Origin of the sequence: Pseudoalteromonas sp. NEC-BIFX-2020_015 (assembly GCF_012952265.1) — a bacterium.
Classification (GTDB): domain Bacteria; phylum Pseudomonadota; class Gammaproteobacteria; order Enterobacterales; family Alteromonadaceae; genus Pseudoalteromonas; species Pseudoalteromonas neustonica.
Genome location: NZ_JABCJL010000007.1, coordinates 82,925 through 96,063, shown reverse-complemented (window position 1 = coordinate 96,063; position 13,139 = coordinate 82,925). Strand labels below are relative to the sequence as shown.

The window sequence follows — 13,139 nt, the reverse complement described above, 5'->3', positions numbered from 1 at the left end:
AATTGTCACCCTTTTGAGGTGCATATGTCACAGTTTGTAACAGCGGTGAATCTTTTACTATGAAATGTTTGCAAGCATATAGCCCTGGTTTCGGATTGTTTTAATAAAGCTCCCATCGGAATCATTAAGTTTTTTTCTTAATCGGGCAATTCGTGTATCGATGGCACGATCACTACCATCATATTCAAGTCCGCGTATACACTCACTAATCGTATCTCTGCTCAATGGACACCCTACATTCTGAGCCAAGAGTAAAAGTAGTTCATATTCTGCTGCTGTACATGTGATTGTAAGGCCGTGTAATCTAACGCACCGTTCATCTTGTTTAATCGTTAAATGAGCTATTTTTATTATATTTAACGCCTGCTCGGTATGAGGCACTGAGCGGCGAAGTAAAGAATTAACTTTAGCAAGCAACAACCTAGGTTGAACTGGTTTTATTAAGTAATCGTCAGCACCCACTTCGAGGCCAACAACATGATCTATTTCATCGTTATTTGCAGTCAACATAACTATCAATCCATTAAAAATAGGCCTAAGTAACTTACAAATCGTTAAACCATCTTTATTTGGTAGTATATGATCTAATATCACTAAATCAGGTTGAACACTTAAAATCTTATCCAGAGCGGCTCCACCATCAGCTTCATGTGTAACTTGAAACCCTTTGCAAAGAAAGTACTCTTTAATATTGTTAGCAAGCTTGAGGTTATCTTCAACTAAGAAGATATGTACAGCCTTATTTAGATTACTAGACATCTTAAATCACTTACTCTTTCCATTTGTTTTGTTGTTACTATAGTAACAACTTTATTTGCATATCAATCGGTTTATTATTTTGTTCAAACTTTTTTTTCGCCTACTTTTTATGATTTTCACTTTAATACTCACTGCATTAACTGTTGGTGGTATTGTCAAAGAGCAACTGTATTACTCCGCAAACACCGAGGATTTACTTAAACTTCACACTACACCCACGATGCTTATAAAAGATGAACTGGATAAAATCCCTCATTCACAATGGCAACAAAAAATTACTGAGCTACAACCACTTTTTGGCTACCAGATTAATTTAGGAAACATTAATAACTCGGACTTATCACAATCTGAAATAAATATATTAACTAAACAGAGTAGTTACGGACATGCAGATAGTAACACCTTATATTACATGCTTTCATCACCCCAATATTATATTAGCCTTGGCCCTATTTACGCAGGAACCGAACATTATTTAGATGATAGCCAACGCGAAGCTGTTGGTGCATTTAATCTGCTAGAACAGCAATTAATGGCAATACCCAAAGCTCACTGGGGAAATAAAATTGAATTATTAAACAAACACACTTTTTTCCCCTTAGTTCTTATTGAGCTAGAAGCTATTAATCTTGAACCAAAACAACTTAGAAAACTACAATCAGGGCAGGTTGTCTTCCATATAGAGAACAAAAAGTTTTATATCTATAAACATCTAGCAAATACGAACTTAGTCATTATGGCAGACGATACGTCTCAAACAGAGCCATGGTATTACGAATTAATATCAGAACTTACGTACCCTTTTTTATTGTTAGCTGCAATTATCACAACATTGCTATGGATAAAACCTTTTTGGCGTGATCTAGAAAAAATACACCTTGCAATTGATAGCTTTACCAATGGGAAATTCAGCCATCAAATAAAAACACGTGATTCGGCGCAACTCAAGCCAATTGCAGATTCATTTAACCATTTATCGATAAAACTTGAGCAGCTAATTCAAGGTAATAAAGATCTTTCTAATGCAGTGTCCCATGAGTTCAAAACTCCATTAAGTAATATTGCTTTTTCTGTTGAGTTAATACGAGAGAAAAAGACACACAGTGAACCCTACTTATTATCAATAGAAGAGGATGTTGAACAATTAAATAACTTAATAGACGAATTTTTATCTTATGCAAAGTTCCAATATGCGCAGCCAAAATTAAATATCAAACCCATGTATTTGCGTGAACTAACGGACAACCTAAAAATAAAAAGCAAATCTGGAATAAAGCTTGATGTGCAACCTCATAATCAACGATTGGTTTTTAACTGTGATCATTTTTACATGCAGCGCGCATTAGATAATGTAATTTCAAACGCTTATAAGTATGCCAAGGCATTAGTTAAAATCAGAATAGAAATAGACCAAGGGTCTTACTCTCTTACTATTGAGGATGATGGCTGTGGTATTAATGATTTTGATAAAAAACGTGTTTTATTACCTTTCGAAAGAGGTGATACATTAAAAAATGTTCATCTGAAAGGCACCGGGTTTGGGCTAGCAATTGTTAACACTATTATGGACTGGCATCACGGCAACGTGTTTATAGAGGACTCAGACCATGGAGGAGCTAAAATAACACTAAAATGGCCCATAAATTTAGTTAATGCAGCCAAATTTAACACCCGTAGACTTTAAGCAGATCACTAAAACGTAATCATCTGAATATCAAATGTTTACGCTTTAGCGCCATCTTTTGACTGTTTACAGCCCAAGCTCTGCCATAAAATCGTCATCAGCGTCGATTGCTTTTGCATCATCCGCAGCTTTCGCTTTTTCAGCTTTTTGCTTTGCCTCATTTTCAATAATATCGTCAGGATCTATAGCCTCTACGATATCAAAATCATGCAATTTGATAAATTCAGTTTTATCCATCGCTAATTCTAAATAAAAGATATTTTGCTTAGCGGTGGTAAATGTCACTCGCCGTGCTTGTGGTCTATCCATAGTGGTATCAACTGATATTTGCACTTGCTTGTTGATGGCCATCATTTTAGGTTGATTTTGGGTAATTGAAGTATGTAGTTGCTCGCGCACTTTTGACGTAAAGTCACCCACAATTTGGTTCATTAATTCACCAAGTACATTTGATACATCATCTGATAAATGACTGTGGGCAATCTCATTTTCAGGCATACCCATATTACGCATATAATCGTGATAAATTTCCATCGCAGCTTGCGAAGTGAAGTTTGTAATAACTAAACCAGTAAACCCACCATCGAACAATACAAAACAGCCAATGTCTGGACGCATACAGGTACGCGTTATCTTTTGTACCATTGCTGAGTAACTAATGCTGTTGCCGCTGGCTGAAGAAAGTACTCCCGTTACGGAGTGACAAAGAGTGGCCAATATATCATCTGTGCTTATTACTTTACTTTTACTCATAAACTTCTCTTTTTATACTTGTTATTCATTATTCTAGCCAAGCTACTGAAATTATCACTGACTATCCAGTATAAAATGCTAAAATAGCCCTATTATTTTTCAAGAGACTGTTTGTGTGAACATAAAAGACAGTATTTATGCCTCTGAGCAAGCCGTTAAAGATTTTAGCTTTGACCAACATGTAGTAGAAGTTTTCCCAGATATGATCCAGCGCTCTGTGCCGGGTTACGCCACTATTGTAAGCACCATGGGCAAATTAGCGGGTCAATACGCACAGAGTAATTCAAACTTATATGATTTAGGCTGCTCGCTTGGTGCGGTTACATTGAGTATACGCCGTAATATTCGTACCGATAACTGCCATATTATTGCGGTCGACAATTCAGAGGCCATGGTTGAACGGTGTAAACTGCATTTACACGGCTTTCGCTCAGAAGTCCCTGTTACAGTAACGCTTGGCGATATTAACGAGTTAAATATCGAAAATGCATCAGTCGTCGCAATGAATTTTACGCTGCAATTTATACCACCAGCACAACGCCAAGCGGTACTTGAAAAAATATACGCAAATTTAAAACCCGGTGGCGTATTATTGTTAAGCGAAAAAGTTAAAGGTGAAAATGAGCAATGCGATAATTTGTTGATTGATTTACATCATGACTTTAAACGCCACAATGGCTATTCTGAATTAGAAATAAGCCAAAAGCGCACGGCAATTGAAAATGTAATGCGTCCAGATACGCTAAACGCACACCTTACACGGCTCAGTGATATTGGTTTTAGCCAAACTCAAGTATGGTATCAATGTTTTAATTTTTGCTCATTAGTAGCAATTAAGTAATTTAGGAAATATTTAATGTCTTCATGGTTTAATCAATTTTATGCTGCCATTGCGCAAAGCCCTCTTAGCCATTGGCTCGAGACATTGCCTAGTCAATTAAAACATTGGCAAAATGAGGCCAGTCACGGTGACTTGCCTAAATGGCAAAAAGTGTTAAAAAACCTGCCAGAAGTAACGACCAAACATGTAAATATCACTGATAAAGTGCAGATTGGCGCACCCGGCGAAATGACCGACGGCGAACAAAAGCAAACAATCCATTTATTAAAACGCATGATGCCGTGGCGTAAAGGTCCTTTTAGCCTACACGGCATTGAGATTGATACTGAATGGCGCAGTGACTGGAAATGGGATCGTTTACTGCCACATATTGAGCCTCTTAAAGGCCGTACAGTATTAGATATTGGCTGTGGCTCGGGCTATCACTTATGGCGTATGCGTGGTGAAGGCGCTGAGTTTGTGGTAGGCATTGACCCTTCTGATTTATTTTTATGTCAGTTTCAAGCTATCAAACATTTTAACCCTGATGAAAACGTCCATTTATTGCCACTTGGCGTTGAAGCTCTCCCTGAATTAAAAGCCTTTGATACTGTATTTTCAATGGGTGTACTTTATCACCGTCGTTCACCCATTGATTTTTTAGCCCAACTAAAGGCACAACTTCGCCCTGGTGGTGAATTAGTACTTGAGACCTTAGTTATTGAAGGCGATGAAAATACAGTATTAGTACCGACTGACCGTTATGCAAAAATGCGTAACGTGTGGTTTATTCCAAGCACGGCGGCTCTTAAGCTATGGATGGAGCGTGTTGGCTTCAAAGATGTGAAAATTAAAGACTGTGCAATTACAACACTTGAAGAACAACGTAAATCAGATTGGATGGAAAACGAATCGCTTATCGATTTTCTCGATCCAAATGATACCACTAAAACCATTGAAGGCTACCCAGCCCCCTTGCGTGCAATTCTGACTGCAAAGGCTTAATACAAAAGGGACTAAGTTTTAGGTGCTAGGAACTACCTAGCACCTGTTACCTAAATCTATTGTGTCATTATACGGACAACTGTCCTTGTCAATAATAGTAAACTTATATTTGAACTAGCCGCGCCCTTGCAATTGTTGTAAAATACGCGCGTTTCTAAGCAACCACATGCAACTTTTTTGAGGAAAACCTGTGAGCGAACAAAAACAGTCTCTAAGTTATAAAGACGCGGGCGTAGATATCGATGCCGGTAATGCACTTGTTGAGCGTATTAAAGGCGTAGTTAAAAAAACGCGTCGTCCAGAAGTTATGGGCGGAATCGGTGGTTTTGGCGCACTTTGCGAAATCCCAGCTGGCTATAAACAGCCAGTACTTGTTGCAGGCACAGATGGTGTTGGTACTAAATTACGTTTAGCGATCGACCTTAAAAAGCACGATACTGTTGGTATCGATTTAGTTGCTATGTGTGTAAATGACCTTATCGTTCAAGGTGCTGAGCCGTTATTCTTCTTAGATTACTACGCAACAGGCAAACTTGATGTAGATACTGCAGCAGATGTAGTAACAGGCATCGGTAAAGGCTGTGAGATCTCAGGCTGTGCATTAATTGGTGGTGAGACTGCTGAAATGCCGGGTATGTACGAAGGCGAAGATTACGACATGGCTGGTTTTTGTACTGGCGTAGTTGAAAAAGCAAATATTATCGACGGTACTAAAGTAGCTGCAGGCGATCAGCTTATCGCTCTTGCATCTAGTGGCCCTCATTCAAATGGCTTTTCTTTAATTCGTAAAGTACTTGAAGTATCTAACGCAGATACAAGTGCAGAATTTGAAGGCAAAACATTAGGTGAAACACTACTTGAACCTACACGCATATACGTTAAACCATTGCTTGAGTTATTCAAACAAGTAGACGTACATGCCCTTTCGCATATTACTGGTGGCGGTTTTTGGGAAAATATCCCACGCGTATTACCAGAATCTGCAAAAGCAGTTGTCAAAGGTGATAGCTGGCAGTGGCCTGGTATTTTCAACTGGTTACAAGAAAACGGTAACATCACTACCCATGAAATGTACCGTACATTTAACTGTGGCGTAGGCATGGTATTAGTTGTTCCGGCTGACAAGCTTGAGCAAAGCTTAACGATTTTAAAAGATCTTGGCGAAAACGCATGGCACCTTGGTGAAATCCACGATGCTAAAGAAGGCGAAGAGCAAGTAGAAATCCTAGGCGGCCGTGATTAATGGTCCCTTCTCGTCTAGTAGTCTTAATTTCAGGCAGTGGCTCTAATTTACAAGCCATCATTGACGCCTGTAATAGTGGCGAGATAAACGCAAACATAGCGGCTGTTATTAGCAATAAAGCAGACGCTTATGGTCTTGAGCGAGCGAAAAAAGCGGGCATAGCAACAGCTGTGCTTAGCCATAAAGATTTTGACTCGCGCGAAGCCTACGATGCGCAATTAATGAACGTTATAGATACTTTCGCACCAAATCTAGTTGTATTAGCTGGTTTTATGCGTATTCTTACTCCTAGCTTAGTGCAAAAATTTAAAGGAAAAATGTTGAACATTCATCCTTCTTTGTTGCCTAAGTACCAGGGGCTGAATACCCACCAAAGAGCTATTGATGCAAAAGATGACGTTCATGGCGTAAGTGTGCACTTTGTTACTGAAGAATTAGACGGCGGTCCAGTCATTCTTCAAGCCAAAGTTCCAGTGCTGGCAGATGATACTGCTGACACATTAGCAAAACGCGTGCATGCACAAGAGCATATAATCTATCCTTTGGTGGTCAAGTGGTTCAGTGAACAACGACTTACTATGGAAGCAGATTATGCAGTTCTTGACGAAAAACAACTTCCTGTACACGGCGCGCACTACCCAGAATAAAAAACTAAGTGCCTTGCTATTATGTGCGGGCACTTTATTACTTCCTACTAGTTTAATTGCTGGTGACCTTACTCAATATGAAGCAAGTTATGATGTCCTTAGAAAAGGCGAAAATCATGGCAAAGCAATTCGTACTCTCAAAAAACTCGATGATGACACCTATGAAGTCACGTATCACAGTGATATTGAATGGATGATTTTTTCCGATTCACGTAAAGAAACCTCTCGTTTTATTTACGGTAATACGAAAATCACACCGCTCAACTACACGATGGAACGCAAAGGCACAGGGCCTGATAAAGATTACGCCATCGAATTTGATAATGAAAAAAAGATAGTTAACAGCAGTCAAAGCAAATACCCTCTCGATTGCGAATGGACCGATGAATTTCAAGATTCGTTGTCATATCAAGTACAAGTGCGTGAAGAACTAAAAATGGGTAAAACCAGCTTTTCATACCCGCTAATTGATAAAAAAGGCAACCGTAGAGACTACAACTTTGAAGTTGTAGGTAAAGAAACTATTTCATTACCTATCGGCAATATTGAAGCAATTAAAGTGAAGCGTTTATACGATAACGATAAGCGCCAAGCTCTTGCTTGGTTTGCCCCTGAAATGGATTACATGCTGGTAAGAATGTGGAAAGGCGAAAAAGGTGTAGAACAATTCGAAGTGCAGCTTAAATCGTTTACTGTAACCAGCCCTGTTGCTTTACCTGAAGAAGTAAAAGCGAAATAGCACCAGAGTAAATTTGTTTCTCTATCCAAGATGAAACGCTCAAGTATGATAATTATAACTTGAGCATTTCATCTTATACCCACATGAGTTAAATTCAAACGTTTGAACTGACGGCTAAATTAACTCACCCATTTTGAATAATGCAGACTCACCAGGCTCCATCTTTTGCCACCGCTCATCGTTTGTTAAAGGGCGAGTCGCAATAACTGTCACAACATCATTTGGCGTAGTTTCTTTTTGAAAATCCACCACCATATCGGCATCAATTAACGTAGCCTTTCCAAAGGGTGCACGGCGAGTGATCCAATGTAAATTATTAGTACAATACGCCAGTACATATACACCATCTGTAAGGAGCATATTAAATACCCCTTTTTCACGCAGCGTATGTGCCAGTTCTGCCGCATAGCGAAACACAACGGCCATATTTTCTGGACACTGAGGGTATTTTTCACGAATTTTATCCAATAACCAGCAAAATGCCAGCTCACTGTCGGTATCACCCACAGGACGATAAAAGTCAGGTTTCAAATCATGATAGTTAGAAAGCTGGCCGTTGTGTGCATAGGTGATCTCTCTACCCCACAGTTCACGTGTAAATGGATGCGTATTTTCAAGGCACACTTCGCCCCGGTTACCTTGGCGAATATGACTTATCACCGACACACTTTTGATCGGATACGCTTTAACGAGTTTTGCAATTTCAGATCGATAGCTTGGCTCAGGATCTTTAAACGTACGACATCCCTTCCCTTCGTAAAATGTAATTCCCCACCCATCCCGATGAGGACCTGTATTTCCACCACGCTCTAACAAGCCTGAAAAACTAAAACAAATGTCCGTAGGCACATTTGCCGACATCCCAAGCAACTCACACATAAAATAAATTAACCTTTAAAATTAACTTGTTAATAGCTTATAGATCTAAGCTGTACATCCGATTATTTTAGAAATTAAAAAGTACACTCACAATCGGCTCACACTGTAACACTAAGTATTGTTAAGCATTAGCAAGTGCAAGGCAAGCTTATGTTTGAGGCCTTGAGTTATACTCGTTACAAACATGTGACTAAACTCACATTATTCTCATTTAGCCACTTGATAATTAACTAATCTAACGCTACTCTAACAGAGGTGGTCTGACCTCTATTAAGGATTGAATACATGACACTCATATTTACACTTGGTTTAATCGTGCTGCTTAGCATTGCGAGTTACCACAGAGCGAGCTGGAATACTGCCCTTGGCGTTTCTATCGCAACACTTGTCATTGGTACCTTTGCAGGTGCGTTTGGCGCAATTAGCTGGTTGATCTTTTTGATCATCGCAGTGCCATTATCTGTTACTGGCATTCGTCAGCAATATATTATTAAACCTGTTTTTGCCATGTTCAAAAAAGTAACCCCTACAATGTCTGAAACTGAAAAGTCAGCCATTGATGCAGGTACTACATGGTGGGAAGCCGATCTTTTTTGCGGTCGCCCAGACTGGGATAAGTTACACCAATATCCAATGCCAAAACTAACTATCGAAGAGCAAGCCTTTATCGATGGCCCAGTTGAAGTGGTATGTGGCATGTTGGACGATTGGGAAGCAACTCACGAGTTAACCGACTTACCGCAAGATGTATGGCAATACCTTAAAGATAATAAATTCTTTGCCATGATCATCAAAAAAGAATATGGCGGTTTACAATTTTCTGCATTTGCACAGTCATGTGTATTACAAAAGCTAACCAGTAAATCGACTCTACTTTCGTCTATTGTTGGTGTTCCTAATTCATTAGGCCCAGGCGAGTTATTACAGCACTATGGTACAAAAGAACAAAAAGATCATTACTTACCACGTCTTGCAAGTGGTAAAGAGATCCCATGTTTTGCCCTAACGTCACCAGAAGCCGGCTCTGATGCCAGTGCAATTCCAGATTATGGCGTTGTCTGTAAAGGTATGTGGGAAGGCGAGGAAGTCATTGGCTTGAGCTTAACGTGGAATAAACGTTATATCACCCTTGCGCCTGTTGCGACAGTACTTGGGCTTGCATTTAAAATGCAAGATCCCGACGGTTTATTAGGCGACACTAAAGATTTAGGCATTACCTGTGCATTGATCCCAACGGATATGCCGGGTGTTGAAATTGGCCGTCGCCACTTTCCACTGAACGTGCCGTTTCAAAATGGCCCGACTCAAGGCAAAGACATTTTTGTACCGCTTGATTACATTATTGGTGGCCCAGAAATGGCAGGCCAAGGCTGGCGTATGCTCGTTGAGTGTTTATCGGTTGGCCGTGCAATTACATTACCATCAAACTCAACCGGTGGTATTAAAACAATTGCGCTTGCCAGTGGCGCTTATAGTCGTATTCGTCGTCAATTCCGCTTACCTATTGGCCAAATGGAAGGTGTTGAAGAGTCACTTGCTAAACTTGCAGGATATGCGTACAGCTCCGATGCTGCCGTTAGCATGTCTACCGGTGCTGTTGATTTAGGTGAAAAACCATCGGTTGTATCTGCAATCATTAAATATCATTTAACCGAACAAATGCGTGACTCTACCAACTATGCGATGGATGTTCACGGCGGTAAAGGTATTATGCTTGGGCCAAATAACTATTTAGGTCGTGGCTATCAAGGTGCACCGATTGCCATTACCGTTGAAGGTGCAAATATCTTGACCCGTAATATGATTATTTATGGTCAAGGGGCTATCCGCTGTCACCCATTTGTTCTGACTGAATTGGGTGCCTGCGCAATTGAAGATCGTGAAGAAGCACTTGCGGTATTTGATAAAGCATTAATGGGTCATATTGGCTTTACACTGTCTAACCTAGTACGTACTAAGTGGATGACCTTTACTGGTGCACGCTTTGCAACTACACCATTTAAAGACGAAACAGCTGAGTTTTATCGTACCGCGTCACGCTTTAGTGCATCACTTGCACTAATGTCTGATATCAGTATGGCTGTATTTGGTGGCTCATTAAAACGTAAAGAACGTATCTCTGCTCGTTTAGGTGATTTACTTAGTTACTTATATTTAGTGTCTGCAACGCTTAAACGTTATAACGACGAAGGCCGTAAAAAAGAAGACTTACCGCTTGTACAATGGAGCTGTCAAGATCATCTTTACCACTGCCAACGTGCGCTGGCTGATTTAATTAATAACATGCCATCTGCCCCGCTACGCGCGGCACTTAAGCTTCTGTTATTCCCGTTTGGTCGCCCGGTTCGTAAACCTACCGACAAACTGGAGCATAAATTGGCACAAATACTCCAAGTACCAAGCGAAACGCGTAATCGTTTAGCAAGCTACGTATACTTGAAAAATGAGCCGCTTAACTTAGTAGGACGTCAAGAACAAACGCTTAAAGACGTACTTGCAGTTGAGCCGTTATTTGACAAAGTATGCCGTGAAAAAGGCCTTAAACTACCATTTTTCCAACTTGATAAAGTTGCACAAATGGGACTTGAAGCCGGTATTTTAACGCAAGCCGAAGCTGACAAGCTGGCAAGCGTTGAAAAAGCGCGCTTAGATGTTATTAACGTTGATGACTTTGACCCTGCTGATTTACTTGCAGGTAAAGCGGCACGTAACAGTGCCGCTAAAAAAGCAGATGCTGCTTAACCTTTTAAATTAAAAAGCAAGTAGTAACGCAGTTACACATATCCAAACCAGCGCATAATGCGCTGGTTTTTTTTTCGCTGCAAAGAGCTGCAAGCCACACCATATTAAACTCATAATCAGCAATACATAATTTTCTTGCTTAAATAAAGCCATAAACCCAGCCAGCGCTATGCTAAAAAATATCATGCCAGGAACGAACTGGCTTATAAAGAAACGCCTTGCTTGGTTATTCGCTTTAAAAAATAGCTGGTACTTTTCATGCAGTTTACCGCAATCAAATTGCAAAGAACTGGTAAATAACACAATAAAAGCCAGAGCTAGAATAGTGAATATCTCCGCTAAATCAGGCCGCTCATGCAATAATGTACTTGATGCCATAAATACACACAGTAAAAGCGCACATCGCCATACTAAAACCCATGTATGGTTAACAAAGAACATCACCCAAAAGCTCGGTAATGAACTGACAGATAACCGAGCTCCTAGCGCTACCTGAGGGATAAATAAACTCAACGTAAATAGTAAAACAAACCCGAGATGATAAATCAGTGGCTGTATTTCAACAGGAACACATACTAAAATAGCACTCAATAAAAAACCGATCACCAATGCCCAAGAGTTATATAAGCATAAAACCCCTAAACCAAATTGTAGCGACATAAACAGTATAAAGTGCGGGGCTTTTAACCACTGTGTAAGGGTTAAATCAAACGCAATAACCGCGCTTGCTACCAACCACCCATTACTTAATAGTAATAACTTAATATCCATTAACTTAAGCCAGCCAGACTTTACAATCGTTCGCTGAAATAGCCGTTGTTGACTATTTTTAATAGCGGATTTCATCGCACTAAGCATCACACTTTGTAATAGTAAGTACAGCCACGCCATTTTTGCACCGTGTTGCGGCGCATCAGCACTGTCGATGATTTTGCCCAGTCCTAAAAATAGTAGCAGTATCATGCCAAGCATGGCCGATCCCAACACCACAAAAAATAATAAGCCAAAATTTTTAAGTTGCACTAACAATTGCGCAAGTTCATTTTTATAGGCCTGATAGCGATAATCCATAAATGATTGATATTGAGTAATTTTTTGCTTAATAGTTATGCTACTCATAAAGACATACACTCAAAGCCATGTTCGATAAACACTTCGGGTTCATGGCAGGTAATGATTATTTGCCCATCTGGTTTTTCGAGTAAATAATCATCAAGTAAAGCCAATAAATAATGGATACTTGTTTGGTCAAGCGCTGCACTGGGCTCATCGAGTAATAAATAAGGTGCGCCACGCATTAAAGCCAATATCAACTGACATTTTTTTTGGTTACCCGATGACAACACATCAAAGCGAGTATTTAAAAATTCATTGAAGTTAAAACCGCTAATAAGTGCTGAAGGCCAATCACACCTCAGTGCACTCACAGATAAATTAATAATCTGTTTAGCTGTTAAAAAGTCAGGTAACGCAATTCTGTCACTGGCGATCGCAACCTGATTATGAGGGTCATTGAGCGTATTTCCGGAAAATAAAAACTCACCACTTTGCCTGCCTTCAAGCCCCGCTAACATCATCAGTAGCGTGGTTTTACCTTGTCCATTAGGTGCTTCAATACACACTCGTGGGGCTGTAAATGTAATGCTGTAGTCACTATATAGCGCGTTGGTTGTAAATTGTTTATTTAAGCCAATGACTTCAATCATAAATAGTTCCTTTTGTATGAGTAAGCATTATATCGCTAGCCGTATTTAAAACGATACAACCTTTGTAACACTTTGTTGCAGTTAACAATCATTAATCACTTGCGTTTAAAAAGTGTTCAGGTAAGACTAAAAACGTCATAACAATAAATCAAGGAATGTAAC

At 39.7% G+C, this 13,139-nt stretch carries 12 protein-coding genes; 7 read left to right on the top strand and 5 right to left on the bottom strand.

The window, feature by feature from the left end; all coding sequences use genetic code 11:
• Positions 1–57: 57 nt before the first annotated feature.
• Complete coding sequence (locus HH219_RS07185) at positions 58–759, bottom strand: response regulator transcription factor (protein WP_169327032.1); 702 nt, start codon at positions 757–759, stop codon at positions 58–60.
• A 109-nt stretch (positions 760–868) separates the two neighbouring features.
• Between HH219_RS07185 and HH219_RS07180 the strand changes: the two genes are divergently transcribed.
• On the top strand, positions 869–2,443 hold the full coding sequence (locus tag HH219_RS07180) for an ATP-binding protein (RefSeq protein WP_169327031.1): 1,575 nt from the start codon (positions 869–871) through the stop codon (positions 2,441–2,443).
• A gap of 66 nt (positions 2,444–2,509) precedes the next feature.
• Here HH219_RS07180 and HH219_RS07175 read toward each other — a convergent pair whose 3' ends face one another.
• Positions 2,510–3,196, bottom strand: a complete 687-nt coding sequence (locus tag HH219_RS07175) for a DUF3334 family protein (protein WP_054205631.1) — start codon at positions 3,194–3,196, stop codon at positions 2,510–2,512.
• 115 nt (positions 3,197–3,311) lie between these two features.
• Between HH219_RS07175 and cmoA the strand changes: the two genes are divergently transcribed.
• From cmoA to HH219_RS07150, 5 genes are all read left to right on the top strand, one after another.
• Positions 3,312–4,037, top strand: coding sequence for a carboxy-S-adenosyl-L-methionine synthase CmoA (gene cmoA / locus HH219_RS07170; protein WP_169327030.1), 726 nt, complete (start codon positions 3,312–3,314; stop codon positions 4,035–4,037).
• Positions 4,038–4,052: 15 nt separating this feature from the next.
• The gene (gene cmoB, locus HH219_RS07165; RefSeq protein WP_054205629.1) at positions 4,053–5,021 is read left to right on the top strand and encodes a tRNA 5-methoxyuridine(34)/uridine 5-oxyacetic acid(34) synthase CmoB; all 969 of its coding nucleotides are present in this window, start codon (positions 4,053–4,055) and stop codon (positions 5,019–5,021) included.
• 190 nt (positions 5,022–5,211) lie between these two features.
• Positions 5,212–6,264 carry a phosphoribosylformylglycinamidine cyclo-ligase gene (gene purM, locus HH219_RS07160; protein ID WP_054205628.1) on the top strand — a complete coding sequence of 351 codons (1,053 nt, stop codon included), beginning with the start codon at positions 5,212–5,214 and terminating at the stop codon, positions 6,262–6,264.
• Positions 6,264–6,911, top strand: coding sequence for a phosphoribosylglycinamide formyltransferase (purN, locus tag HH219_RS07155; protein WP_169327029.1), 648 nt, complete (start codon positions 6,264–6,266; stop codon positions 6,909–6,911). The genes purM and purN overlap by 1 nt, the downstream gene beginning before the upstream one ends.
• Positions 6,856–7,650 carry a DUF3108 domain-containing protein gene (locus tag HH219_RS07150; RefSeq protein ID WP_169327028.1) on the top strand — a complete coding sequence of 265 codons (795 nt, stop codon included), beginning with the start codon at positions 6,856–6,858 and terminating at the stop codon, positions 7,648–7,650. The genes purN and HH219_RS07150 overlap by 56 nt, the downstream gene beginning before the upstream one ends.
• A 114-nt stretch (positions 7,651–7,764) precedes the next feature.
• Here HH219_RS07150 and HH219_RS07145 read toward each other — a convergent pair whose 3' ends face one another.
• Complete coding sequence (locus HH219_RS07145) at positions 7,765–8,529, bottom strand: class II glutamine amidotransferase (RefSeq protein WP_054205625.1); 765 nt, start codon at positions 8,527–8,529, stop codon at positions 7,765–7,767.
• 285 nt (positions 8,530–8,814) lie between these two features.
• Here HH219_RS07145 and fadE point away from each other — a divergent pair, with 285 nt between their 5' ends.
• Complete coding sequence (gene fadE, locus HH219_RS07140; RefSeq protein WP_054454223.1) at positions 8,815–11,271, top strand: acyl-CoA dehydrogenase FadE; 2,457 nt, start codon at positions 8,815–8,817, stop codon at positions 11,269–11,271.
• Positions 11,272–11,280: 9 nt separating this feature from the next.
• Here fadE and HH219_RS07135 read toward each other — a convergent pair whose 3' ends face one another.
• Positions 11,281–12,390, bottom strand: coding sequence for a DUF6136 family protein (locus HH219_RS07135; RefSeq protein ID WP_169327027.1), 1,110 nt, complete (start codon positions 12,388–12,390; stop codon positions 11,281–11,283).
• Positions 12,387–12,977 carry an ATP-binding cassette domain-containing protein gene (locus tag HH219_RS07130; RefSeq protein ID WP_169327026.1) on the bottom strand — a complete coding sequence of 197 codons (591 nt, stop codon included), beginning with the start codon at positions 12,975–12,977 and terminating at the stop codon, positions 12,387–12,389. The genes HH219_RS07135 and HH219_RS07130 overlap by 4 nt, the downstream gene beginning before the upstream one ends.
• Between the last annotated feature and the right edge of the window lie 162 nt (positions 12,978–13,139).